Here is a 22,623-nt window from a genome sequence, read left to right as displayed (position 1 = left end):
TTGATCCTTATGGGACGAGCGGAAGCCCGCCGAAGGTTACGATGCTTTCGCTGCCGTCCTCCGAAAGCGCGGAAACCCCAAAGAAATTATCGTCGACGACGACTCCGGGCAGATTGAGCTCGGTTCCCGACGTCGCCGGAACGAGCCGGGAATCGGACCAGTCGCGGCGGTCGGCGCGGCGCCAATAGACGCGATAGGCGGCGGCGCCGTCGACCGGCGTCCAGCGCACCATCGTGTCGGAACTGAGCGCGCCGTCGATCCCGACCTGCGTCGGCGCGGGCGGGGCATCGGCCAGCTCGGTGACAAGCGCGGCGTTGAGCGCGGTGACGCGGGCAAGATAGGGAAAGTCCATCGCGTCGACAGTGTCGCCGTAGGTGCGGCCGTTCTCGGTCCGCAGATCCTGATGCTGCCGGTCGTAATTCTCGATCCCGACGGTGAAGCGGATCGCCGGATAGCCGAGTTCGAGCGACGGCAAGTGATCACCGCCGCGGCGGAAGCGGTCGGGGCGCCGCACCGCGAGCACCTCGAGCCCGATCGCGGGATGACGTTCGGCAGCGCGCACCGCCGCCTTGGCAAGCGCGCGCGACGCACCGTCGTCCTCGCCGCCGATCCCGCGCCGCGCGAGCTGCGCCGCCAGATCCTCCGATGCGCGAATGCCTTCGCTGAACACGCGGACGCGGTTGTCGACGACCGTGCCGTCGGTGCCGCGGGTGTTGCCGACGATGTCGTTGTTGAGCATCGCGACGACCTGCCACCCCTTTTCCCTGGCATGGCGCGCGAGGAGCTTGCCGCCCCACAGGCCCTGCTCCTCGCCCGACAGCAGCGCATAGACGATCGTCGCGCGATGCTTGTGCTGCGACAGCAGGCGCGCGACCTCCAGCACCAGCGCGGTGCCCGACCCGTCGTCGTTGGCGCCGGGCGCATCGGCGGTGATGTTCATGACGTCGGTCACGCGGCTGTCGATATGACCGGCGATCATGATGACGCGATCGGGGTCGCTGCCCTTTTGAATCGCCAGCACATCCTCGACGATGACGCCGTCGGGCGCGCGCGGTCCCTCGATCCGATCGCTGATGCGGTCGACAGTGAGGCAGCCGCCGCACGCTTTCGACAGCCGCGCGAATTCGGCGGCGCCCCAGTTGCGCGCCGCGCCGATGCCGCGTTTTGGATCGGTTGTCGACGACAGCGTATGGCGCGTGCCGAACGAGACGAGCTTTTCGACCAGCATCTTCAGCCGCGCCGGATCGGCGGCGGGGATTTCGTCGCTGGCGACGGCGATGGTTGGGGTGGCGAGAAGCAGCGCGGCTGCGAGGGAGTGGCGAAGCATGGGGTTTAATGCGCCGCCACGCCGTCAAAGAAAAGCCCCTCCTCTTTGGAGGAGGGGCTTTGACCGGTTCTTACCGCAGGCCAGAATAATCGATATCGACGACGCGGCCATAGCGGATGTCGCAGCTGAACTTGCCCTTGTCGTAAGAACCGCCGCGGCCCCAGCGGCCGCCATAGCCGTCGCGGACGACGACGCGGCCCTTGACCTTGTAGCCGTCGCGCTTGCGGTCGATGCTCGTCACCTGGGTGACGTCGGTGCGGCCGTAGCGGCTGGTGCCGCGCTCGACCGCGCGCACGCACTGGCTGACCGCGCTGCGGCTGTTGCCATAGCGGTTATAGTCATAGCCATAGCCGTAGCGCGGATCGTCGTAGCGGCCGCGATAGCGATCGTCATAGCGATCGTAACGGTCATTGTCGGACGCCGACAGGATTGCGGCGAGACCGCCGAGCACGACGGCGCCCGCGATGATCTCGCCCGCGCCGATCCCGTCGCGATCATAGCGGTCGCGTGCCGCGGCGGGCGCGGCGCTGACCAGCATCGCGCCGGCGGTGGCCGCACCCATCGCGGCCCTGGTGAAGGAAGTTTTCATAGCCATGGTTCGGTCTCCAATGAGCGCAGGCGGCACCCGTGCAGCCTGTTGGAGCCATTGTAGCGAGTCGGCGGTGACACGGCCCTGAACCTCTCGCTTATCTGCGGTTCAGCCTTGGTTTTACCGGGGTTCATAAAGGAAAGGCCCCTCGCGGACGCGAAGGGCCTTTTTGCGATAACAAGCGGTTCCTCAGCCGAAGCTGACGTCGACGACCCGCCCGTTCCTATAGCTGCAGCCGAAGCTCTTCACTTCGCCGCCCAGCCGTGAGGCGGTGCCGGTGACATACCAGCCGCCATTGTTCGGCTCGGTGCCGGTGATGCTGTCGACGCGGGCGTCGTCGCCCATCTCGCCCTCGACCGCCCAGCTGCACGCATCGGACGCCCGCGCTTCGGCTTCGCCGTCGCCATAGGGGCGAACCTCGGTGGTGCCGCTGCCATAGGCGCCGCCGTCGTCATTGCCCTGCGATTCGTAGTTCGGCGCATCCTGGCGCGGCTCGCGATAGGGCGGCTCATAGGGATAGTCGCGGTCGCGCGGCTGGGTCTTGTCCTTGCTCGCGGCGCCAATCACGGCGGCGATGGTACCGAGGACCAGCAGGCCGCCGATCACTTCGCCCGTGCTGATATGATCGCGGTCGCGATAGCCCCAGCCACCGTGACCATAGCGGCCGCGTGCTTCGGCGGGAACCGCGGCCACCGAAGTCAGAACGATCGCCGTCGCGGTGGCGAAGCTGGTGAACTTACGCATCGAGGGACACTCCCACGTGCGGGGTCAGGACGATCCGGCCCGCAATCAGGTCGCTTTAGGCGCCTCATGCTTTCGCGGCGCTGAACCGGTTTCGGCGTACGACGAATCGAAAGGCCCGCCGTCCCGAGGGACGACGGGCCTTCCGGGACCAGATGAGTCGACCAGACCTGTCCGGGCAATCAGCAGGCGCAGCGCGGCTTGGGCCGCGGCTTCCACTTGCGCTTGGCGACCGTGCGTTTGCGCACCGGCACGGTCTCATAATAGGTGCGGGTGCTGGTCTCGACCCGCTCGGTCACGACCGGCGCGCCGGGGATGATCGTCGTGACGACGACGCCCGGAGTGTAATAACCATAGCCGCCATAGCCATAGCTCTGGGCATAACCGCCCTGATAAGGGCCGCCGGGATAATAACCGCCCGGATAGCCGTGATGGTGCCGGCCACGGCCCGCCCACCATTCGTCGCATTTCTTCCTGTCGGCTTCGCCCCCGACCGCGGCACCGGCCAGCGCGCCGAGCCCGCCGCCGATCAGCGTTCCCGCAGTGCGGTCGCCGCGCCCGGCGACGCGGTTGCCGACGACGCCCCCCACGACGCCGCCGACGACCGCCCCGGTCACCGTGCCGCCCCGGCCGCAGCGCCTTGCCATCTCCGCATCCTGCGGATCGTAACCGCCCGCGTAAGGACCGTCATAATAGGGATCATATTCGGGCGGCGGCGGATAGCCCGCGCCCGGACGGCCTTCGACCGTCCCTTCATAGCTGCCGTCGTAGCGGCGGCCATCGGGCGCTTCATAGGTACCGTTCCACGTGCCGGTCCAGCGACCCTCGGCATCATAAGTGCCGCTCACCTGGCGATAGTCGACCTCGCTCGGGACGCGATCGGGATAGCCGGTATAGACGCGCGCGTCGGGCGCTGCCGGGCTGCCGTAGTCGAGCCTGGTATCGTTGGCGGCGGGTTCGGCGCTGTTCGCGTGACCTGCAAGCAGCAGCGTTCCCGCCGCAATGCCCAGAAGCAAAATCGTCCGCATGCCAAACTCCCTGCTACCCCGGCCGTCGATCCGCAACGGCGGCGACAAGCGATTGGTTAACAGCCTGTTAGCAAACCGGGCCGATTTTCGCGAATCCGTTAACCCTGAGTTTGGCGTCCCAATTTGGGTCAGGGAGCGAGCGCGGGCGCGATCCGTGCGACCAGCGCCTCGGCCCCCACCTGATCCTCGGCGGTGAAGCGCGACGGGTGCGGACTGTCGAGGTCGAGCACGCCGATCAGCCGGCCGTCCGCGACGATCGGCACGACGAGCTCGCTGCGGCTGTCGGCGTCGCAGGCGATATGGCCGGGAAAGGCGAAGACATCCTCGACGCGTTGGGTCTCGCGAAGCCGCGCGGCGGCGCCGCAGACGCCCTTGTCGAGCGCGATGCGGATGCATGCGGCCTTGCCCTGAAAGGGGCCGAGAACGAGCTCGGTGCCGTCGAAGCGATAGAAACCCGCCCAGTTGAGATCGGGAATCGCCTGCCAGACCAGCGCCGCGACATTCGCCATGTTCGCGATGCCGTCGGGCTCGCCGGCGACGAGAGCGGCGGCGGCGTCGGCGGCCTCGGCCCAGAGTGCGGCGGGATCGGTGGCGGTGAACGACAGGGCATAGGACATGATGCCGCCTATGTCGGGGTGCGAGGGGCGTTTTGCAACGACATTCCCCGATGTCGCCCCGGGCTTCCTATTCGGCGGAAAACATGCAAGCTTGGATTGGGGCATCGGGGCAGGGGCCGCGATGCCGGTGTCGGAGTAGGGGAGAAGATAATGAACGGTTTTGAAATCGGTGATCTTTTCAAGTTCGACAAGATGGTCGCACCGACGGTGCTGAAGATCGTCTATTGGCTGGGGCTGATCGGTATCGCGCTGGCCTGCCTCATGTCGATTATCGGCGCCATCTCGATGATGTCCTATTCGGCGGCCACCGGTCTCGGCACGCTGATCCTGTCGATCATCGCGCTCGCCTTCGGTGCGCTGGTCTGGCGCATCGTCATCGAGATCTACATGGTGATCTTCAGCATCAACGACCGGCTGGGCGAGATCCGCGACCGCCTGCCTCCCAAATAAGCGAGCTTGGCGGCGGCGGCTGACCAGCCGCCGCCCCGGTTCATTCGACCGCCAATCCGGTCCATTTCGCGGCAAAGGCGTATTTGTCGGCCGCTTCGGCGATGATCTTGTCGGTCGGCTTGCCCGATCCGTGCCCCGCGCGCGTCTCGATGCGGATCAGGTGCGGTTTGGGACCGATGTCCGCGTGCTGCAACGCGGCGGTATATTTGAAGCTGTGGCCCGGCACGACGCGGTCGTCGGTGTCGGCGGTGGTGACGAGGATCGCCGGATAGGCCGTGCCGCCCTTGATATTGTGATAGGGCGAATAGGCCAGGAGGTTGCGGAAATCGGCTTCCTTCGACGGATAGCCATAATCGTCGACCCAGTAGCGCCCCGCGGTGAAGCGGTCGAAGCGCAGCATGTCCATCACCCCGACGGCGGGCAGCGCCGCGGCGAACAGGTCGGGGCGCTGGTTGGTGACCGCACCGATCAGCAGGCCGCCGTTCGACCCGCCCTCGATCGCGAGCTGGCCTTTGCCGGTGATCCCTTCGCTGATCAGATATTCGCCCGCGGCGATGAAATCGTCGAAGACATTCTGCTTCTTGTCGAGGCGGCCGGCGTCGTGCCACGCCTTGCCATATTCGCCGCCGCCGCGCAGATTCGCGACGACATAGACTCCGCCCGCGTCCATCCACGCGAGCTTGGTGGGGGAGAAACCGGGGGTCATCGATACGTTGAAGCCGCCATAGCCATAGAGCAGGGTCGGTGATCCCTTCGATCGGTCGAGGCCCTTTTTCATGACGACGAACATCGGCACCTCGGTGCCGTCTTTCGACTTGTAGAAGCGCTGCTCGACCGAGAATTCCTTGGGGTCGAAGGTCAGCTTGGGCGCCGCGAATATTTCGCTCTTCCCGGTGACGGTATCGAGGCGATAGATCGTCGTCGGGGTCGCAAAGCTCGAAAAGGCATAGAAGGTTTCGGGGTCCTTCGGATTGCCGCCAAAGCCCGCCGCCGACCCGATATCGGCGAGGTGGATGGCCGAGATCGGCCTGCCGTCGAGTCCGACCATCTCGGCCTCCGACTTCGCATCGCCGAGATAGGACAGGATGATGCGATCGCCGACGCGCGAGGCGCCGACCAACGTCGCCTCATTCTGCGCGACCAACTCGGTCAGTTCGCCGGGTTTGCGGATATCGAGCGACACGAGCCGCTGACGCGGCGCGTCCTTGTTGGTCAGGAAGGTGAAGCGCGTTCCTTCGTTGGCGACATATTCCCAATTGTTCGCATAGTCGTCGACGAGGGTGATCGGCTTGCCCGCCCCTTTCTTGCCGATCGGATAGAGAGTCAGCGCATAGCGTTCGTCGGTGCCCTCGGACCCGGTGACGAGCAGATATTTGCCGTCGTCGGTCACTTGAGCGCTGTTGTTCAGCTTCGGCTTGTCGGGGGTTGCGTGGATCAGCGTGTCGGCGCTCTGCGTGGTGCCGAGTCGGTGGAAATAGACCGCATGATTTTCGTTGAGCGATTGAAAGGCCTCGCCCTCCTTCGGTTCGGGGAAGCGCGAATAATAAAAGCCGCTGCCGTCCTTCGCCCAGGCGAGTCCCGAGAATTTCACCCAGCGAATCTCATCGCCGGTATCCTCGCCGGTCGCGACGTCCTTGACGCGGACGATGCGCCAGTCGGTGCCGCCGTCCTGCACCGAATAGAGCAGGTGCGTGCCGTCCTCCGACGGCTCCCATTCGGCGAGCGCGGTGGCGCCGTCCTTCGCCCAGCCGTTGGGATCGATCAGCACCCGGCCCTCGCCTTTCAGCCCGTCGCGGACGAACAGCACCGACTGCGGTTGCAGCCCGTCGTTGCGGCTGTAGAAATAGCGCGTTCCCGCCTTGCGCGGCAGGCCGAAGCGTTCGTAATTATAGAGCTCGGTCATCCGCTCCTTGAAGCTCTCGCGCCCCGGCAGCGTTGCCAGATAGGCATCGGTGACCTTGTTTTCGGCCGCGACCCACGCGGCGACCTTGGGGTCGACACGGACATCATCCTCCAGCCAGCGATAGGGGTCGGCGACATCGACGCCGAACTGCGGATCGACCGTGTCGCCGCGCACGGTCGCCGGATAGACCAGCGCTGGTGCGGGTGCGGCGGCGGACGCGGCATCGGCTGCGTGGGCGGCTCCGGGGGCGGTCATCAGCAGGGCCAGCGCCAGCGGCGCGCGAAAAGGGGTACGGGGCATGGCAAGGCGATCCTCATCGTCGGAGTAATATTCGTGCGCCGCACTGTAAGGATGGAAAAGGGCGGGGCAAGCGGATTTGGTGCGCGGCATTGAGGATCAAAGCTCGATGAGAATCCGGACCTTGTTGGGAGTCGTGCCAACCATGTGGGCGATTTCGCGGCGGCTCCGTTCGAGTTCTTCATGGAGCCCGCGCGGTTCGATGCCCAGCAACTCGCCGGTCGATACCCCCAGCAAGTCGGCCAGCTTATGCATACGGCGCATCCGGGGTCGCGCGCGGCCGAGCTCCCAGCCGCAGACCGCCGGTGCCGACACGTCGAGCGCGACGGCGATGTCGTGCTGGCTGATTCCCTTGGCGATGCGCAGCCGCCGCAAACGGGCGCCGAAGCTTTCCTTGGGGCCGTTGACGAAATGATCCATGTTTGCGCCGATCAAGCCCGTTGGTCCGAAAAAGGCGTTGCAGCCAGTTTCTATTGATAGGACATATATGTCCTAGACGATCCGATGGCAATGCCTCCTCTTTGCGGCATGGGGTGGTCTCGTCTAGTCGGTAGCAATATCAAGCGCTTGAGGGTCGCCCGCGGTCTGTCTCAGGAGCAACTTGCCGGCGAGGCCGGGATCGCCATGCGGCATCTGGGGCGGATCGAAAGGGGCGAGGGAAACCCGACCATCGAATCGATGGGAAAGATCGCGGCCATATTGAAAGTCCACCCCCGCGCTTTTCTGGACGAGCCCGGCGATGAATGAGGCTCGCGGGCGATGCAAATGGATTTGTTGTCACGGGACCGGCACCGGCTCCAGCACCCCGCGATAGGCGACGACCCGGCCAGCGAGCGGCAACCTGATCTCGACGTTGAAATGGAATTTGCCGTCGATCTCCGTCTCGAAGCTCGGCCCGCCGGGCGTCAGCGCGCGCGGCATCGGCAGACCGAAGAGCGTCCAGCGCCGCGGGACGAGGCGCAGCCGGTCGCCATCGATCACCAGCGCCATCGCAAAGGCCGCGGGGCCGAAGCGCTCGACGAGCAGATAGTCGTTCCGCCCCGTGCCCGCCGATTGCAGCGATGAAAAACTCTTGCCGCCGAAATCGCGCGTCCAGCGTTCGCTGCTGCCCTCGGGGGTGAAGGTGACAGTGACCGGCACCACGTCGGCGGCCTTTGGAAAGCCCATAATCGCGGCGGCGATCCGCGCGAGCAGCCCGCGCCCGCGCTCGACGCTTGCCTCGCCGCTCCATGCGCGCAGCGCTGTGCTGTCGTGCAACGCGCGAACGCGCGGCGGAAGCTGGTCGAAGGCGGTTCCCAATATCCGCCGGTAGATCGGCGCGCCGGGCTGCTCTTCGCGGAAGCCCGTGTGGATCGAGCGACTGGCGAACAGCGCGTCATAATCGGTGAGGGTCAGCGCCTCGATCGCCGAGCGCGCGCCGGCGTGGGGGCGTTCGCCCGTGAGCAGCTTGCGGACGATCGCTTCGACTGCCATCGACGGAATATAGGGGCCGTCGTCGCCCTCGGCGAGCAGGTGCCAGCTTCGCTCGACTGCGCGGCCGTCGGCCAGGCCGCGCGCGCGCAGGAACATGCCGCCGCGGTGCTCGCCGAACTTCATCCGGTTGAGGACCGCGTAGAAGAGCCGCGAAAAGGGTGCGAGCGATGGCAGGCGGAAGGTTGCGCGCGCCTTCGCGAGCAGGTTGAGGATGCGGTGCAGGATTTCGGGCACCGGCCCCGCCCCCATCCAGATGTCGGTCAATCCGGGATGGGCGGGCGGCAGCACCTGCAAATCGGGAACGTCGACGAGCGAGAAATGGATGTTGCGGAGCGGCAGTCGCCCCGGCACCGCAACGGTGAAGCGCAGGCTCTCGGCCAGGCCGGTGCCGAAGCCGTCCTTGCCGCCGCGGCGCAGCTTCACCGGCGCACCGGCATAGCCGACCACCGCGCGCATGACGTTGAGGCCGATGCCCGCGAAGGGCGAGGGGGCGATGCCGCCCTCAAGCGTGCGAATGTCCATCGTCTTCGCCATCTCGCGCAGGACGGCGGCGGTCAGCGCGGGGAAGCTGCTGACGCCCGAGATGGCGAAGATGCCCGCGGCTTTCGCTGCCGCGTCGAAGCGGGCGATGCCGAACACGAAATCGGCGGCGTCGGCGAAATCGAGATAGTCGACGCCCGCCGCGATACACGCCTCGACGACCCGATAGCGATCGGCACCATAATCCTGAAACGGCCCCGAAGCATCGACGACGAGGTCGGGTGTGTGTGCCGCGAGCGCTGCGCCGATCGCGCGCCGATCGAGCGTGACAGGGAACGCGCGCGCCTGTCCGCGATAGCCGGTGCAGAAGGCCTCGGCGCGCTGGCGGTCGCGGCCGCAGATCAGGAGGTCGAGGTCGGGGCGGTCGCCAAGAAGCTCGGCAAGGCGGCCGCCGAACACGCCATAGCCGCCTAGGATTAATATTTTCATGGCACGTCCGTTCATGGCAGGATGCGGCTGCGATATTCGGGCGGCGCGACCCAGCAGGTCGCGTGCTTGCCGAACAGGCGGTAGCGGTTGCGCGCGACCCAGCGATAGAGCGGGTCGCGCAGCGAGGACGGGACGAGGCGGAAGATTGCCGCCATCCGCCAAGGCCAGTCGAGATTTTCGTAGATGAAGAGGATGGCTTCGCTGTCGCGGCGCACCGCCGTACCATCGACCACGAGCAGGCTGGTCGGGTCGCGCGGATCGAGCCCGTGCGTCCCGGCGATCGCGGCGCCGGCCGCACCCTGGATCGACGCGAGCGTGAAGAGCTTCCTGCTGTCGTGGCGCAGCACGAACCGGGCATTGGCCGAGCAGAGGAAGCATTCGGCGTCGAAGAGGATGATCGGACCGTCAGCCATCGCGGAACAGCGCGTGCTGGCTCAGCAGTTCGCCGAACAGAGAGTGCGTGACCCGAAGGTCGAAAGCGAAGCGTCCGGGCGCGAGGTGCCGGTGCGTCGCAACCGTTTCGCCCGGCGCCAGCCAGCGCGGCAGGTGGAAGCGCAAGCCTTTGGCTTGCCAGAAATAATGATCGGACACGAAGACCAGCGCCTCCGCCTCGGCGCGGACGGTCAGCGCCATGCCGAAGCCGCCGCCGATATGCTCCTCGAGCCCGGTCACGCCCGCGAAGCGCTTGGCGCTGTGAATGACCTGCGGATAGCGGCGTGCGCGGCCATAGATGCGCGTCCAGATTTGTCCGCCGCTGGCCTTGTCTTCGCTCACCATCACCGCGGCGGGCGCCGGACCGCTCGCATTCACCGGCAGCGGTGCTCCGATCAGGCGGCAAAGCTGCGCGAAGGTCCATCCGATGCGGGAGAGCCGCGTCCAGACGATCTCGCCGCTGTAAGTCGCGACGCGCTGGCCCGCGAGGCGCTTGGAGAAACGGCGGCGGACGTCTGTGGGGAGTGCGTCCCAATCGCGCGGTGGAACGAGGCGGCGGAAGCGATAATCGGTGAGCGCGTCATCGGGATCCCGCGGTGTCACATGAACGAGGACACCCGTCTCCGGCTTTCTTTCGAACCTGCCCATCTTCCGCCTCCTAGCCGGCGTTTCTGCTCTTGCCGGGCCGCCAGTTGATCAGCTTCGTCACCCCGGCACCGAGCTTGATCAGCCGCATCAGCGCGGGTTTGGGTACCTGCAGCATCTCATCGTGCCAGCGGCTCATCACCGTCACGAAATCGAGCATCTCGCCAAGCCGGGCTTTCGCGTCGATGCTAAGGTCGGGGTCGGTCGCGGCGCGCGCGACGCAGGCTTTCAGCGCGGCCTCGGCGGGGTCGACCTCGCGCGCCTTGCGGCCCGCTGCGATGCGGGTGACCATTTCCCATATGTCCTTTTCGGCGGCGAAATGGTCGCGCCGATCGCCGAGCAACGGCACGCGCTCGATCAATCGCCAACCAAGCAACTCCTTGATCGAATTGGAGACGTTCGAGCGCGCGAGCCCGAGCAGATCGGCGATCTCCTCGGCATGCAGCGCGCGGTCGCTGACGAAGAGCAGTGCATGAATCTGCGCCACCGACCGGTTGACGCCCCATTGGCTGCCGAGATTGCCCCAATGGAGAATGAACTCGGTCGCGGCGGGAGATAGTTTCGACTCGTATTCGATAATTTCTGTCATAACAGAAATATCTGATGAAAGGGATGTAATGTCAAGCGGCGGCTTTTTTCGGGAATGGCCGGTCTCGACCGGTTGCGGACGTTTGGTAAATGCTATTTGCTTGCAGGCGGAATCGTCAGGATCGAGAATAGAGGAGCGAACATTGGGAAAATGCACGCTTTGTGTGCGACCGCTCGATATTGTGGACGACCCCATGTCGGGGGACTGCGGAGGCGATTGCTGGGGATGCATTGGCAAGATCGAGGCTGACGAAGGATGGCAGCCGTCCGTCGAGTATGTTCAGCGGGAGATTGGTGACGGGTGGCGTTTCCCGGACGGCACGCCAAAACCCGCGCCTGCGGATTAAAGGCGAAACGTCCGCTCCCCAACCCAATGCAGCCTTGCCTTCGACCCAAAAGAAAAGGGCGGCCATCCTTTCGGACGCCGCCCTTGATCTTGTGTCGCTGGAAAGCCGCGTCTTACGCGTCTTCCAGTTCCTCGTCGCTGAACACCGGGCCCGAATCCTGGCCCTTGGCATCGACGTCGCGGTCGACGAATTCGATGATCGCGATCGGCGCCGCGTCCGAGGCGCGGATGCCGGCCTTGATGATGCGGGTGTAGCCGCCGTTGCGGTCCTTGTAGCGCTCGGCGAGGACGTCGAACAGCTTCACGAGCTGCGTATCGTCCATCAGGCGGCTCATCGCCAGACGGCGATTGGCCAGACCGCCGCGCTTCGCGAGCGTGACCAGCTTTTCGATATAGGGGCGCAGTTCCTTCGCCTTGGCGACGGTCGTCGTGATCTGCTCATGCTTGATGAGCGAGGCCGACATGTTGCGGAACAGGGCCGTGCGATGCGCGCTCGTGCGCTGAAGCTTCCGGCCACCCGATTTATGACGCATGATATAGTCCTTCGTTTGTCAGAGGGGCCGTTCAAGGTACCCCAAGCCAGGTCGATCAAGGGGCAACCCTTTCCCCGCCCCGTCGCCCCCGCAAAGGCGGGGGGCCGCTGGAAGCATAGCGCAAGGTAGCAAGCGGCCCCCGCTTTCGCGGGGGCGACGTGCTGTTACCCAAGCAGTTCCTGCTCCAGCTTCTTGGCCATTTCCTCGATATTCTCCGGCGGCCAGCCGGGGATGTCCATGCCGAGGCGCAGACCCATCGACGACAGCACTTCCTTGATTTCGTTCAGGGACTTGCGGCCGAAGTTCGGGGTGCGGAGCATTTCGGCTTCGGTCTTCTGGACCAGATCGCCGATGTAGATGATGTTGTCGTTCTTGAGGCAGTTGGCGCTGCGGACCGACAGTTCGAGCTCGTCGACCTTTTTGAGAAGGAAGCGGTTGAGCTGGTTGACGTCGGACTCGTCGGCGGTGGTCGACGGCGCCGCCATGCCGATCATGCCGCTGTCGTTCATCGCTTCCTCGAAGTGGACGAAGACCTGCAGCTGGTCCTGGAGGATGCGCGCGGCGTAAGCGACGGCGTCTTCCGGGGTCACCGTGCCGTCGGTTTCGACGGTCAGGCTCAGCTTGTCGAAGTCAAGTTCCTGGCCGATGCGCGCATTGTCGACCTTGTAGGCGACCTGACGGACGGGCGAGAAGAGCGAGTCGACCGGGATCAGGCCGATCGGCGCGTCGGCCGGGCGGTTGGCGGTCGCGGGGACATAGCCCTTGCCGGTGTCGGCGACGAGTTCCATGTTCAGCGTCGCGCCGTCGTCGAGGTGGCAGATGACATGGTTCGGGTTCATCACCTTGATGTCGCCCGACACCATGATGTCGCCGGCCTTGACGGTCGCGGGACCAGTGGCCGAAAGCTGCAGCCGCTTCGGGCCTTCGCCTTCCATCTTGAGCGCGATCTGCTTGACGTTGAGGACGATGTCGGTGACATCCTCGCGCACGCCGGCGAGGCTCGAGAATTCGTGCAGGACGTTCTCGATCTTGATCGACGTGATGGCCGCACCCTGGAGCGACGAGAGCAGAACGCGGCGCAGCGCGTTGCCGAGCGTCAGGCCGAAACCACGCTCAAGCGGTTCGGCGACGAAGGTCGCCTTGCGCTTGCCGTCGCCGCCGGCCTTGATTTCCAGGTTGCTGGGCTTCTTCAATTCCTGCCAGTTCCGGATATTGACAGTCATGGACTTCCCTTTGCTTTGGGCGGGACGGGCAGGGGTCGGCTACCCATCCAGCGAGAGATTTGGTGCGGGCGGGCCCCGGCGGGGCGCGCCCGAAAAGGCGTCAGACGCGGCGGCGCTTGGCCGGGCGGACACCATTGTGCGGGATCGGCGTCACGTCGCGGATCGACGTGATGTGGAAGCCGACCGCCTGAAGGGCGCGGAGTGCCGATTCACGACCGGCACCGGGGCCCTTGACCTCGACTTCGAGGGTGCGGACGCCGTGCTCGGCGGCCTTCTTGCCCGCATCTTCGGCGCAGACCTGCGCCGCATAGGGAGTCGACTTGCGGCTGCCCTTGAAACCCATCATGCCGGCGCTCGACCATGCAATCGCGTTGCCCTGCGCGTCGGTGATGGTGATCATCGTGTTGTTGAAGGTCGCGTTGACGTGGGCCACACCCGACGAGATATTCTTGCGTTCGCGCCGACGAAGGCGCTGCGGTTCACGAGCCATGTTGAAATCCTGTCCTAAATCCTGAAGCGGGCCGGGGCGCAGCCGTCGAAGGGCGGCCACCGGCGCGGAAAAACCGGCTTACTTCTTCTTGCCAGCGATCGGCTTCGCCTTGCCCTTGCGGGTGCGCGCATTGGTGTGCGTGCGCTGGCCGCGGACGGGAAGGCCCTTGCGATGACGCAGGCCGCGATAGCAGGCGAGGTCCATCAGGCGCTTGATGTTCATCGCCGTGTTGCGGCGAAGGTCACCCTCGACCGTATGGTCGGCGTCGAGCGTTTCGCGGATCTGGAGGATTTCGGCGTCCGAAAGATCCTGGATGCGACGGCTGTGGTCGATGCCCAGCTTGTCGGCGATGTCGACGGCGGTCTTGCGGCCGATGCCGTGGATATAGGTGAGCGCGATGATAACGCGCTTGTTGGTGGGCAGGTTGACGCCCGCGATACGTGCCATGCTGTTCTTTCTCCTGCTCCACAGGACTCGCTGGCAGCCGAGTCCTATCTCAAAGCGTCTGATTTCCAACGCAAAAAACGGACCACGAATACGCTAGCCGCGTTTCGCCGTCCGGTCAGGCTGTCGGAATGCATGCGCAACTAAGGTGAGTCGGGCCGAAAGTCAAGCAATGTGCCCGGCTTTGCGGTGGGCCGAAGGGCGATGGCTCGCCCCTAAAGCTACAAAGGATACGGACGGGGCGTTCGAAACTGTATCCTTTGTTGCCTTAAGCGCTCTTTGACGCGGCGTTGAATCGATACTGGCATTGATGGACAAAGTAGGAAAGCGCCGATTACGACGTCAACGCCACCGCGCGGTCGTGCAGGCGGCCGACGACGGCGCGGTGGATTCCGGGGGCGCAGGCGATGACGCCGAAGGCCTGCGCGCGCGGGGTGTTGAACGCCAGCGGTTCGCCAAAGGCATCGGTGACGACCGCGCCCGCTTCGGTCGCGATCAGCGCCGCGGCGGCGACGTCCCATTCGAACCCCCAGCGCAGCGTCGCGACGAGGTCGGCGCGGTCGTCGGCGACGAGCGCCATGCGCAACGCGATGCTGTTCGGCTTGGTGACCATGATCAGGTCGCGGTCGATCTTGGGCAGGCTGTCGGCGGGGACGCGCGATCCGTCGAAGAGCATCCGGCGGCTCGCGCGCAACGTCTCGCCGTTGAGTGTCGCGCCGTGCCCCTTTTGCGCGACCCATAATTCGTCGAGCGCGGGGGCATAGAGAACGCCGAGTTCGGGCGCACCGTCGACGACGAGCGCGACCGACACGCACCAGCCGGGGCGGCCGCGGATGAAATCGCGCGTGCCGTCGATCGGATCGACGCACCACATCGCGCGGCACGCCAGGCGGTCTTCATTGTCGGCGGTCTCTTCGGACAGCCAGCCGGCGCGCGGCTCGATCGCGCCGAGCACCGCCTTCAGCCGCGCATCGACCGCCAGGTCGACGTCGCTGACCGGATTGTCGTGCGACTTGTTCCAGACGCTGACCGCCTTGCCCTCGCCGCGCCAGCGCGCCATCGCCATGTCGCCGACCTCGCGGGTCGCGGCGATCACGGCTTCGAGGTTATGGCCGGGCATGGCGGAAGGCCTAGGCGCTCGCGACGGTCATGCCGTCGATACGGAGCGTCGGCGCGTTGACCGCGTGGCGAAATTCGAGGTCGTTGGCGGGAATGAGTGCGGCGAACATGTCGACCAGATTGCCCGCGACGGTGAACTCGGCGATCGGCCCGGCGATCCGGCCGTCACGGATCAGGAAGCCCGACGCGCCGCGACTATAGTCGCCGGTAACGGGATTGACACCCTGGCCGATCAGCTCGGTCAGATAGACGCCCTCCTTGATGTCGGCCATCAGCGCTTCGGGGCTCTGCGGTCCCGCCGCGAGGTGGAGGTTGCTTGCCGTCACGCCCGCCGCGCCGCCGCCGCGGCTGGCATGGCCGGTGGGCTGGAGGCCGAGCTGTTTCGCCGACGCCGTGTCGAGCAGCCAACCGGTGATCTTGCCCCCGGTCACGATGTCGCGCGGCGCGGTCGGCAGGCCCTCGCCGTCGAAGGCGCGACTGCGCAGGCCGCGCGGCCGGTGCGGATCGTCGCGGATGACGATGGCGCTGTCGAAAAGCGGCTGGTCTTCCTTGCCGAGCAGGAAGCTGGTGCCGCGCGCGACCGCAGGCCCGGCAATCGCGGAGAGAAGATGGCCGACGATGCCGCCGCTGACGCGCGGATCGAGCAGCACCGGCACCTTGCCGACCGGCGCCTTGCCGGGATTGAGCCGCGCGACCGCGCGGGTGCCCGCACGCGTGCCGATCGCTTCGACGCTTTCGAGGTCGGACAGGTGGTGCGCGCTGTGCCAGCCATAGTCGCGCTGCATGCCCGCGCCTTCGCCCGCGATGACGCTGGCCGACAGGCTGTGCCCGCTCGATCCATAGCCGCCGGTGAAGCCGTGGCTGGTCGCGAGCGCGAAGCGGGTGCGGCTGTGGCTGGCGCTGCCGCCCTCGCTGTTGGTGACGCCTGCAACCGCGCGCGCCGCTTCCTCGACCGCGAGGGCTGCTTCGCGCAGCGCCTGCGGATCGGCTTCGCTGCCGTCGTCGAGATCGAAATCGGGCACCGGCCCCTTGAACAGCCGGTCCTCGGGCGCGAGGCCGGCATAGGGATCTTCCGGCGCCTCGCGCGCCATCGCGACGCAGCGTTCGACCAGTTTGGCGAGTTCGCCTGCATCCATGTCGGCGGTCGACACGCTGGCGCTGCGCTGGCCGACGAAGACGCGGAGCGAAATGTCCTGTCCTTCGGACCGCTCGACATCCTCGAGCGCACCGAGGCGCATCGAGACCGAGGTGGCGGCGTTGCAGTAATAGAGCGCGTCGGCGGCGTCGGCGCCGGCTTTCGTCGCGGCGTCGCAGAGCATCTGCGCGCGATCCAGGGCTTCGGAAACGGTCAGCATGTCCGCGCCCTATACGGCGCGCGGGCCAGCGTCAAAATCTATGTCGGATTCAATACCTCCGTCATCCCGGCGAAGGCCGGGATCTCGCCGGTGAGTTATAGCGATAGGGTGAAATCCCGGCCTTCGCCGGGATGACGAGAAAGGAAAGGATTAGCGCGCGATTGCAGCGATGGCGTCGGTGGCGGCCATCGCGCCGCTGACCCACAGAAAGGGCAGCGTCAGCGCCGCGGCCCACAGGCGGCGGACGTCGCGGCGGAAACGCGCGTGCAATCCCCAGCTCGCCAGCGCCTGGCGACTGAGATGATACCAATGGCGTTCGGTCATCCGCGCGATCGGGACGGCGAGCGCGAGGAGCATGACGAGAGCCACCGCGATCAGCGCCGACGGCGCTCCGGCGGCGACTGCGCTGGTTACGAGCCATATCTGCAAGGCGGCAAAGGCGATGAGGGCGGCGGCGGCGTGGACGGTCATGCGGCGACCCAGGCTGCGTGCCGGCGGTACGCTTGCAGTCGATCGGCGCCAGAGGCGCGGTCCGAACGTCGATGCCATGTTTTCAGCCCCTCCGGCTGGCGATTCCCAGAAACGCCACGTTTTGCCCCAAAAATTCCCAAGTCAAGACACTCTGCCAGTGATTCGTTAATTTTTGCATTCGCTTCGTCGCGGATTCGCCACGAATCCGGGTTGGAGTGCCTCAATCGCTGCCATATCGGCGCTATTCGCCGTGTTTTGTGACCAATTCGCGATGAACGGCCCTGGCCGGTTGAGGGTGAAGCGGTTTCCGTCCGCAACCTTTGCATCGGATAGCCGAGCGGGTATCGCTTGCCGCTCGTCTTCGGCAACAGGGGAAAATCATCGATGCGTTATCTGGCCGCTCTCGCCGCTCTGGCTCTTCCGCTCGCGTCCGCGGCCGCCGCCGAAGGCGAAGCCGCGGTCGAACCGAGGCCTGCGGCGCTGGTTGCCGACGGCGTTCCCGCGGTGCCCGCCGAACTGACCGCCGCCACGCGCCCCTATATGGAATATCGCGGCGCCGCCTTCGTCGGCTGGAACCCCGCCGACAAATCGATGCTGATCGCGACGCGCTTCGGCAACACGACGCAGCTTCACCGCGTCGCCCGCCCGCTGGCCGCGCGCGAGCAATTGACCTTCGAAGCGGAACCGGTCGCACATGGCGGCTGGTCGCCCGCCAATGGCGACATGATGCTGGTCCAGAAGGACGTTGGCGGCAGCGAATTCTATCAGATTTATGCGATGAAGGACGGGCGCCTTCGCCTGCTCACCGACGGCAAGAGCCGTAATTCGCTCGATGCGTGGAGCAAGGACGGCAGCCTCGTCGCTTTCACCTCGACGCGGCGTAACGGCCGCGACAACGATATTTACGTCATGAACCCGCGCGATCCCGCGTCGATGCGGATGGCGGCGCAGGTCGACAGCAACGGCTGGTCGGTCGCGGGCTTCGCGCCCGACAAGAGCTGGGCGCTGGTCGCGCGATCGGCCTCGATCGAAAAGACCGACCTGTTCCGCCTCGACCTCGCAAGCGGCAAGATGACGCCGATCGGCGATCACAAGAAGAAGATCGCTTTCGAGGGCGCGTCCTTCGCGCCCGACGGCGCGATCTGGGCCACGAGCGATGCTGGCAGCGACGTGCTGCGCCTCGGCACCCTCGACCCGAAGACCGGTGCCTTCACACCGCGCGGCCCGGCCGAGACATGGGACGTTGAGGCGTTCGACATCTCCCCCGACGGGCGCTTCATCGCCTATGCGATCAACGAGGCGGGGGTGAGCCGATTGCGTGTGCTCGACGTCGCGAGCGGCGCGGCGCAGACGGTCGATGGGCTGCCCGCGGGCGTGATCGGTCATCTCGAGATTGCGCCGTGGGGCGCGATCGGTATCGGCTTCACCTCGGCGCACAGCGCGGCCGATGCTTATAGCGTCGATCCCGAAACGCTCGCCGTGACCCGCTGGACGCAAAGCGAGACCGGCGGCCTCGACGCCGCACGCAACATCGAGCCCGAACTGGTCACGATCAAGAGCTTCGACGGACTCGAGATGTCGGGTTTCCTCTATCGCCCCGATCCCGCGAAATTCCCCGGCAAGCGGCCGCTGATCATGCACGTCCACGGCGGACCCGAAAGCCAGTGGCGCCCCGAGTTTCTGGGCAGCACCAATTATATCGTCAATGAGCTGGGGGTCGCCTATTTCTACCCCAACGTCCGCGGCTCGACCGGCTATGGCAAGCGCTTCGTCGGGCTCGACAACGGGCCGTTCAAGCGCGAGGACAGCGTCAAGGACATGGGCGTGTTTCTCGACGCGCTCGCGAAGGATCCCAGGCTCGACGCGACGCGCTTCGGGCTGACCGGGCGCAGCTATGGCGGCTATATGTGCTATGCCGCCGCGACGCATTTCGCCGACAAGCTGCGCGCGAACCTCTGCGTCGTCGCCATCTCGAACTTCGTGACTTTCCTCGAAAACACGCAGGAATATCGTCGTGACCTGCGCCGCGTCGAATATGGCGACGAGCGCGATCCCGCGCAGCGGGCGAAGCTGATGGAAATCTCCCCGCTCACCCGCGTCGCCGACATCAAGAAGCCCTTGTTCGTCGTCACCGGCGCCAACGACCCGCGCGTCCCGGCATCGGAGGCCGAGCAGGTCGTGGCCGCCGTGCGGGGGAACGGCGGCACCGCCTGGCATCTGGTCGCGACCAACGAGGGGCATCAGTGGGGCAAGAAGGAGAATGTCGATTACACCTTCTGGACCTCTCTGCTTTTCTGGAAGCAATATCTGCTGAACTGACGCACGCGACTTGACCGCAGTGCGGGCCGAGGCCTAGCGGCTTTTGGCAGGTTCTTGCCCAAGGAGATGCGATGCGCCGGCCCAAGCTGCTGGATACGATGCGCGATTACAGCTGGCCGCTGTTCCGCGCCGATGCGTTGGCCGGGGTCAGCGTCGCGCTCGTGGCGCTACCCCTCTGCATCGCGATCGCCATTGCGTCGGGCAGCACGCCCTTCGTCGGGCTCGTCACCGCGATCATCGGCGGCTTCATCATTTCGGCGACGAGCGGCAGCCGGGTGCAGATCGGCGGGCCGACCGGCGCCTTCATCGTCGTCGTCTATGGCGTCATCCAGAATCACGGGATGGACGGGCTGATCGTCGCGACGATCATGGCGGGGATCATCCTGACGATCGCCGGCTTCTTCCGCGCCGGCCGGCTGATCGCGCTGGTCCCCGAACCGGTGATCGACGGCTTCACCATCGGCATCGCGACGATCATCGCCGCCAGCCAGCTCCAGGACGCGCTCGGCCTGTCGGCGGGCAAGGTTCCCGCCGACATGATCCCGAAGATCGAGGCGCTATGGGCAGCGCGCGCGACACTCAGCCCGGCGGCGCTGGGCGTCACCGCCGCGACCGTCGCCGCGATCCTGCTGCTGCGCCGCTGGCGTCCACGCTGGCCGGTGCTGGTGATCGCGGTCGGTCTTGCCTCGCTGGCGGTTGCCGCCTTTCACCTGCCGGTCGATACGGTGGGATCGCGCTTCGGCGCGCTGCCATCGGGGCTTCCGGCGCCGCACTGGCCGCAGGTGACGGCGGATCGCCTGATCGAACTGCTGCCCTCGGCCTTCACCATCGCCTTTCTCGCGGGGGTCGAATCCTTGCTGTCGGCGATCGTCGCCGACCGCATGTTCGGCGGGCATCACCGCCCGAGCGCCGAACTGCTCGCGCAAGGCTATGCGAACATCGTCTCGCCCTTGTTCGGCGGGCTGCCGGTCACCGGCGCGATCGCGCGCACCGCGACAAACGTCCGCGCGGGCGGGCGCACGCCGGTTGCGGGGATGGTGCACGCGCTGGTGATCCTCGCGGTGCTGCTCGTCGCGGGAAAGCTCGCCGGCGCGCTGGCGCTGCCGGCGCTCGCGGCGGTGCTGCTCGTCACCGCGCTGAACATGGCCGAACCTGAGAAGTGGCGCGAGCATCTCACTCTGCCGCGCGACGAACTGCTATTGCTCGTGCTGACGCTGGTGCTGACGGTGTTCGCCGACCTGACGATCGCGATCGGGGTCGGTGTCGCGCTCGGCCTGCTGCTGCGCTGGTGGAAGGGGCGGGGACCGACGCCGTGGACGCCGCGCGAGGGGTGAGCGGCCCGGTTTCCTGACCGTCCGCCTCCTTGAAGGAATCGTCATCCCGGCGAAGGCCGGGATCTCACCGTCTCGGCCTGACGCATCGGCGAGATCCCGGCCTTCGCCGGGATGACGAGATAAGGAAGGCGATATTTCAGCCTAAGCCGATCACGTTCTAATTCTTCGGCGGCACCGGCAGGTCGCCCGCGTCGACATCGGGCGTTTCAGGCGCCGGAGCCTGTCCGCTGGCCTGGCGTTCGAGCTCCTCGGCCGCCTTCTGCCGTTCGGCGAGCGCCTTTTCCTCGGCGACGACCGCGGCTTCGACCTCGTCCGCCGCGGCGTCGATGCCCGCAATCCGCTTGGCGCGCTCGTCGGCGATCATCGCCTGCCAGTCGGTCTTGTCGGCCGCCTGGCGTTCGGCCTTGGCGCCCGCGAGGAGCGCCTGCGTGCAGCCGGTGAAGCCGCCAAGCCCGACCGGCGAGCAGCTGTCGGTGCCGAAGCGGCCGACGCGCTCCATCGAGGTCACGCGGTTGAGCCACGCCTGGTTGCGCGGGTCGAGCGGATCGCCACCGCGGAAGATCTGCGGCACGCGATACCGATCCTGTTCGGGCAGGCGGTTGCAGACGACGATCTCGTCGGGGCTCGACTGCTCGCACTTGTCGTCGCCATAGATGATCACCTGATTGATCTTGTCGGCGTTCACCGTGTTGGCCTCCTGCGCGGCGGCAGGGAAAGCGGCGAGGCTGCTGGCGAGAAACAGCGCGGCGAGCGGCAGGCGGGTCATCATCTTATCCTTCATTGCGTTTCGGTCGGAATGGCATGCGCTCTCTGCATAGTCCATGAACATTCCGTCGTCCTTCGCGCCGCGGAACGGCGAGAGGCTTATCTATCAGATACGCTTGGACAGCGCGATGGCTGCGCGGCAGCCCGCGCGAATCGCGAGGCTGAGCAGCGGATAGCCGGGCGCGCTTTCGGCCCCTGCAGCGAGCGCGGCTTCCTTGTGTTCGAGCTCCTCGGCGCGGAAATCCTCGACCGCGGCGCTGAGCTCGGGATCGCTGTCGCCGAGTTCGTCGATCTGATGGCGGTAGTGGCGGTCGATCTCGGTCTCGACCGCGGCGGTGCAGGCCATCGCGGCGCGCGGACCCATGGCCGCGGTCACCGCGCCGAGCGCGAAGCCCGCGACGTTCCAGACCGGCTGGAGCGCGGTCGGGCGCACGCCGCGGCGCGCGATCATCGCGTCGAAGAAGGCGCGGTGTCGCTCTTCCTGTTCGGCCATATGCGCGATCTCGCGCGCCATCGGGTGGCGGTCGCCCATCACCGCGAGCTGGCCGGCATAGATGCGCGTCGCGCCATATTCGCCGGCCTGGTCGACGCGGATCATCGAGGCGGTGCGGTGCTTGCTCATGCCGCCGATGTGGTCCGGCGGCGCAGCAAGGTCAAGACGAGCGCGGCGGCGGCGAGCGAGAAGATCGCATTGAAGCCGGCGAGCGAGATGCCGAACAGCCGCCACTGCGCGACGTCGCAGCGGATGATCGGCGCCGCCATGATCTCGTCGAGCGAAATCGGGCCGCTATGGCTGGTGCTGCACGTCGTCAGCCCCTCCCACAGCCCATATTCGACCCCGGCGTGGAAAATGCCGATCGCACCGCTGACCGCGATTGCGATGGCGGCGAGCAGGGTCAGCGCGCGCATGACCTTGTCGTTGCGATTGAGGAGCAGCGCGAGCAACGCCAGCACGATCGCCGCCTGGTGCGGCCAGCGCTGCCAATAGCACATTTCGCACGGATGGAGGCCGAAGCCGAACTGCGACACGAGCGCGCCGCCATAAAGAAGCAGCGGCGCGGCGAGCGCGACGAGCGGCGCGGCAAGGCGGGATTGGAGCATCAACACTTACCTTGAACTATAGTCATTCCGGCGAAGGCCGGAATCTCGCCGGTGCGTCAGATAC

25 protein-coding genes are annotated in these 22,623 nt (G+C 66.3%); 4 read left to right on the top strand and 21 right to left on the bottom strand.

The window, feature by feature from the left end:
- Positions 1–7 precede the first annotated feature (7 nt).
- The 5 genes from ACVENA_RS15450 to ACVENA_RS15430 all read right to left on the bottom strand — a co-directional run bounded on the left by ACVENA_RS15450 (position 8) and on the right by ACVENA_RS15430 (position 4,302).
- Entirely contained in the window at positions 8–1,327 is a 1,320-nt protein-coding gene (locus tag ACVENA_RS15450; protein ID WP_449326074.1) for a M28 family peptidase, read from the bottom strand.
- A 70-nt stretch (positions 1,328–1,397) separates the two neighbouring features.
- On the bottom strand, positions 1,398–1,922 hold the full coding sequence (locus ACVENA_RS15445; protein WP_449326073.1) for a hypothetical protein: 525 nt from the start codon (positions 1,920–1,922) through the stop codon (positions 1,398–1,400).
- A gap of 183 nt (positions 1,923–2,105) precedes the next feature.
- Entirely contained in the window at positions 2,106–2,660 is a 555-nt protein-coding gene (locus ACVENA_RS15440) for a hypothetical protein (RefSeq protein ID WP_449326072.1), read from the bottom strand.
- A 179-nt stretch (positions 2,661–2,839) separates the two neighbouring features.
- Complete coding sequence (locus tag ACVENA_RS15435; protein WP_449326071.1) at positions 2,840–3,685, bottom strand: glycine zipper 2TM domain-containing protein; 846 nt, start codon at positions 3,683–3,685, stop codon at positions 2,840–2,842.
- Positions 3,686–3,813: 128 nt separating this feature from the next.
- Positions 3,814–4,302 carry a GAF domain-containing protein gene (locus tag ACVENA_RS15430; protein ID WP_449326070.1) on the bottom strand — a complete coding sequence of 163 codons (489 nt, stop codon included), beginning with the start codon at positions 4,300–4,302 and terminating at the stop codon, positions 3,814–3,816.
- Between the two features lie 150 nt (positions 4,303–4,452).
- Here ACVENA_RS15430 and ACVENA_RS15425 point away from each other — a divergent pair, with 150 nt between their 5' ends.
- Positions 4,453–4,752, top strand: coding sequence for a DUF4282 domain-containing protein (locus ACVENA_RS15425; RefSeq protein WP_257544587.1), 300 nt, complete (start codon positions 4,453–4,455; stop codon positions 4,750–4,752).
- Between the two features lie 40 nt (positions 4,753–4,792).
- Here the strand turns inward: ACVENA_RS15425 and ACVENA_RS15420 are convergent, their stop codons facing one another.
- Together ACVENA_RS15420 and ACVENA_RS15415 are read right to left on the bottom strand one after the other, a co-directional pair.
- Positions 4,793–6,955, bottom strand: coding sequence for a prolyl oligopeptidase family serine peptidase (locus ACVENA_RS15420; RefSeq protein WP_449326069.1), 2,163 nt, complete (start codon positions 6,953–6,955; stop codon positions 4,793–4,795).
- Positions 6,956–7,051: 96 nt separating this feature from the next.
- Positions 7,052–7,372: a helix-turn-helix domain-containing protein gene (locus ACVENA_RS15415; protein ID WP_449326068.1), complete on the bottom strand. Its 321-nt coding sequence runs from the start codon at positions 7,370–7,372 to the stop codon at positions 7,052–7,054.
- 84 nt (positions 7,373–7,456) lie between these two features.
- On the opposite strand from ACVENA_RS15415, the gene ACVENA_RS15410 reads away from it, so the two are divergent.
- Entirely contained in the window at positions 7,457–7,699 is a 243-nt protein-coding gene (locus tag ACVENA_RS15410) for a helix-turn-helix domain-containing protein (RefSeq protein ID WP_449326067.1), read from the top strand.
- A gap of 30 nt (positions 7,700–7,729) precedes the next feature.
- On the opposite strand, the gene ACVENA_RS15405 is transcribed toward ACVENA_RS15410, so the two are convergent.
- The 11 genes from ACVENA_RS15405 to ACVENA_RS15355 form a co-directional block, all read right to left on the bottom strand.
- Positions 7,730–9,394 (bottom strand): DUF4166 domain-containing protein, encoded by a 1,665-nt coding sequence (locus tag ACVENA_RS15405; protein ID WP_449326066.1) that lies wholly within the window; start codon positions 9,392–9,394, stop codon positions 7,730–7,732.
- A gap of 11 nt (positions 9,395–9,405) precedes the next feature.
- Positions 9,406–9,807, bottom strand: coding sequence for a thiol-disulfide oxidoreductase DCC family protein (locus tag ACVENA_RS15400; protein ID WP_449326065.1), 402 nt, complete (start codon positions 9,805–9,807; stop codon positions 9,406–9,408).
- Positions 9,800–10,429: a DUF4166 domain-containing protein gene (locus ACVENA_RS15395; protein ID WP_449326064.1), complete on the bottom strand. Its 630-nt coding sequence runs from the start codon at positions 10,427–10,429 to the stop codon at positions 9,800–9,802. Before ACVENA_RS15395 ends, ACVENA_RS15400 begins: the two co-directional genes overlap by 8 nt.
- A gap of 55 nt (positions 10,430–10,484) precedes the next feature.
- Positions 10,485–11,060: a GbsR/MarR family transcriptional regulator gene (locus ACVENA_RS15390; protein WP_449326063.1), complete on the bottom strand. Its 576-nt coding sequence runs from the start codon at positions 11,058–11,060 to the stop codon at positions 10,485–10,487.
- 458 nt (positions 11,061–11,518) lie between these two features.
- Positions 11,519–11,938 (bottom strand): 50S ribosomal protein L17, encoded by a 420-nt coding sequence (rplQ, locus tag ACVENA_RS15385; RefSeq protein WP_297661357.1) that lies wholly within the window; start codon positions 11,936–11,938, stop codon positions 11,519–11,521.
- Between the two features lie 164 nt (positions 11,939–12,102).
- Positions 12,103–13,161 (bottom strand): DNA-directed RNA polymerase subunit alpha, encoded by a 1,059-nt coding sequence (locus ACVENA_RS15380; RefSeq protein WP_257544575.1) that lies wholly within the window; start codon positions 13,159–13,161, stop codon positions 12,103–12,105.
- A 100-nt stretch (positions 13,162–13,261) separates the two neighbouring features.
- Positions 13,262–13,651, bottom strand: a complete 390-nt coding sequence (rpsK, locus tag ACVENA_RS15375; protein WP_003040416.1) for a 30S ribosomal protein S11 — start codon at positions 13,649–13,651, stop codon at positions 13,262–13,264.
- 78 nt (positions 13,652–13,729) lie between these two features.
- Complete coding sequence (gene rpsM, locus ACVENA_RS15370) at positions 13,730–14,098, bottom strand: 30S ribosomal protein S13 (protein ID WP_184098428.1); 369 nt, start codon at positions 14,096–14,098, stop codon at positions 13,730–13,732.
- 331 nt (positions 14,099–14,429) lie between these two features.
- Positions 14,430–15,215 (bottom strand): inositol monophosphatase family protein, encoded by a 786-nt coding sequence (locus ACVENA_RS15365; RefSeq protein ID WP_449326062.1) that lies wholly within the window; start codon positions 15,213–15,215, stop codon positions 14,430–14,432.
- Between the two features lie 10 nt (positions 15,216–15,225).
- Complete coding sequence (locus ACVENA_RS15360; RefSeq protein WP_449326061.1) at positions 15,226–16,569, bottom strand: TldD/PmbA family protein; 1,344 nt, start codon at positions 16,567–16,569, stop codon at positions 15,226–15,228.
- 150 nt (positions 16,570–16,719) lie between these two features.
- The gene (locus ACVENA_RS15355) at positions 16,720–17,118 is read right to left on the bottom strand and encodes a hypothetical protein (protein WP_257544540.1); all 399 of its coding nucleotides are present in this window, start codon (positions 17,116–17,118) and stop codon (positions 16,720–16,722) included.
- A 306-nt stretch (positions 17,119–17,424) separates the two neighbouring features.
- On the opposite strand from ACVENA_RS15355, the gene ACVENA_RS15350 reads away from it, so the two are divergent.
- Together ACVENA_RS15350 and ACVENA_RS15345 are read left to right on the top strand one after the other, a co-directional pair.
- Complete coding sequence (locus ACVENA_RS15350) at positions 17,425–19,359, top strand: prolyl oligopeptidase family serine peptidase (protein WP_449326060.1); 1,935 nt, start codon at positions 17,425–17,427, stop codon at positions 19,357–19,359.
- A gap of 71 nt (positions 19,360–19,430) precedes the next feature.
- Positions 19,431–20,693 carry a SulP family inorganic anion transporter gene (locus tag ACVENA_RS15345; RefSeq protein WP_449326059.1) on the top strand — a complete coding sequence of 421 codons (1,263 nt, stop codon included), beginning with the start codon at positions 19,431–19,433 and terminating at the stop codon, positions 20,691–20,693.
- Positions 20,694–20,850: 157 nt separating this feature from the next.
- Here the strand turns inward: ACVENA_RS15345 and ACVENA_RS15340 are convergent, their stop codons facing one another.
- From ACVENA_RS15340 to ACVENA_RS15330, 3 genes are all read right to left on the bottom strand, one after another.
- A complete protein-coding gene (locus ACVENA_RS15340; protein WP_449326058.1) occupies positions 20,851–21,474 on the bottom strand; it encodes a hypothetical protein in 624 nt (207 codons plus the stop codon).
- Positions 21,475–21,564: 90 nt separating this feature from the next.
- Positions 21,565–22,080: a demethoxyubiquinone hydroxylase family protein gene (locus ACVENA_RS15335; RefSeq protein WP_449326057.1), complete on the bottom strand. Its 516-nt coding sequence runs from the start codon at positions 22,078–22,080 to the stop codon at positions 21,565–21,567.
- Positions 22,077–22,559: a disulfide bond formation protein B gene (locus tag ACVENA_RS15330; RefSeq protein WP_449326056.1), complete on the bottom strand. Its 483-nt coding sequence runs from the start codon at positions 22,557–22,559 to the stop codon at positions 22,077–22,079. The genes ACVENA_RS15335 and ACVENA_RS15330 overlap by 4 nt, the downstream gene beginning before the upstream one ends.
- Positions 22,560–22,623: the final 64 nt, after the last annotated feature.

The organism is Sphingopyxis sp. 550A, from assembly GCF_053569535.1.
Note: the sequence above shows the minus strand (reverse complement) of the source record. Positions and strands in the feature narration are given on the sequence as shown.

Excerpts from the sequence above, each read along its gene's own strand:
- rpsK (WP_003040416.1), bottom strand. The coding sequence starts at position 13,651 with ATGGCTCGTGAACCGCAGCGCCTTCGTCGGCGCGAACGCAAGAATATC.
- ACVENA_RS15360 (WP_449326061.1), bottom strand. The coding sequence starts at position 16,569 with ATGCTGACCGTTTCCGAAGCCCTGGATCGCGCGCAGATGCTCTGCGAC.
- ACVENA_RS15440 (WP_449326072.1), bottom strand. The coding sequence starts at position 2,660 with ATGCGTAAGTTCACCAGCTTCGCCACCGCGACGGCGATCGTTCTGACT.
- ACVENA_RS15355 (WP_257544540.1), bottom strand. The coding sequence starts at position 17,118 with ATGGCATCGACGTTCGGACCGCGCCTCTGGCGCCGATCGACTGCAAGC.
- ACVENA_RS15430 (WP_449326070.1), bottom strand. The coding sequence starts at position 4,302 with ATGTCCTATGCCCTGTCGTTCACCGCCACCGATCCCGCCGCACTCTGG.
- ACVENA_RS15400 (WP_449326065.1), bottom strand. The coding sequence starts at position 9,807 with ATGGCTGACGGTCCGATCATCCTCTTCGACGCCGAATGCTTCCTCTGC.
- ACVENA_RS15425 (WP_257544587.1), top strand. The coding sequence starts at position 4,453 with ATGAACGGTTTTGAAATCGGTGATCTTTTCAAGTTCGACAAGATGGTC.
- ACVENA_RS15390 (WP_449326063.1), bottom strand. The coding sequence starts at position 11,060 with ATGACAGAAATTATCGAATACGAGTCGAAACTATCTCCCGCCGCGACC.
- ACVENA_RS15335 (WP_449326057.1), bottom strand. The coding sequence starts at position 22,080 with ATGAGCAAGCACCGCACCGCCTCGATGATCCGCGTCGACCAGGCCGGC.
- ACVENA_RS15415 (WP_449326068.1), bottom strand. The coding sequence starts at position 7,372 with ATGGATCATTTCGTCAACGGCCCCAAGGAAAGCTTCGGCGCCCGTTTG.
- rplQ (WP_297661357.1), bottom strand. The coding sequence starts at position 11,938 with ATGCGTCATAAATCGGGTGGCCGGAAGCTTCAGCGCACGAGCGCGCAT.
- ACVENA_RS15410 (WP_449326067.1), top strand. The coding sequence starts at position 7,457 with ATGGCAATGCCTCCTCTTTGCGGCATGGGGTGGTCTCGTCTAGTCGGT.
- ACVENA_RS15330 (WP_449326056.1), bottom strand. The coding sequence starts at position 22,559 with ATGCTCCAATCCCGCCTTGCCGCGCCGCTCGTCGCGCTCGCCGCGCCG.
- ACVENA_RS15445 (WP_449326073.1), bottom strand. The coding sequence starts at position 1,922 with ATGGCTATGAAAACTTCCTTCACCAGGGCCGCGATGGGTGCGGCCACC.
- ACVENA_RS15365 (WP_449326062.1), bottom strand. The coding sequence starts at position 15,215 with ATGCCCGGCCATAACCTCGAAGCCGTGATCGCCGCGACCCGCGAGGTC.
- ACVENA_RS15450 (WP_449326074.1), bottom strand. The coding sequence starts at position 1,327 with ATGCTTCGCCACTCCCTCGCAGCCGCGCTGCTTCTCGCCACCCCAACC.
- ACVENA_RS15420 (WP_449326069.1), bottom strand. The coding sequence starts at position 6,955 with ATGCCCCGTACCCCTTTTCGCGCGCCGCTGGCGCTGGCCCTGCTGATG.
- ACVENA_RS15405 (WP_449326066.1), bottom strand. The coding sequence starts at position 9,394 with ATGAAAATATTAATCCTAGGCGGCTATGGCGTGTTCGGCGGCCGCCTT.
- ACVENA_RS15380 (WP_257544575.1), bottom strand. The coding sequence starts at position 13,161 with ATGACTGTCAATATCCGGAACTGGCAGGAATTGAAGAAGCCCAGCAAC.
- rpsM (WP_184098428.1), bottom strand. The coding sequence starts at position 14,098 with ATGGCACGTATCGCGGGCGTCAACCTGCCCACCAACAAGCGCGTTATC.
- ACVENA_RS15350 (WP_449326060.1), top strand. The coding sequence starts at position 17,425 with ATGCGTTATCTGGCCGCTCTCGCCGCTCTGGCTCTTCCGCTCGCGTCC.
- ACVENA_RS15340 (WP_449326058.1), bottom strand. The coding sequence starts at position 21,474 with ATGAAGGATAAGATGATGACCCGCCTGCCGCTCGCCGCGCTGTTTCTC.
- ACVENA_RS15435 (WP_449326071.1), bottom strand. The coding sequence starts at position 3,685 with ATGCGGACGATTTTGCTTCTGGGCATTGCGGCGGGAACGCTGCTGCTT.
- ACVENA_RS15345 (WP_449326059.1), top strand. The coding sequence starts at position 19,431 with ATGCGCCGGCCCAAGCTGCTGGATACGATGCGCGATTACAGCTGGCCG.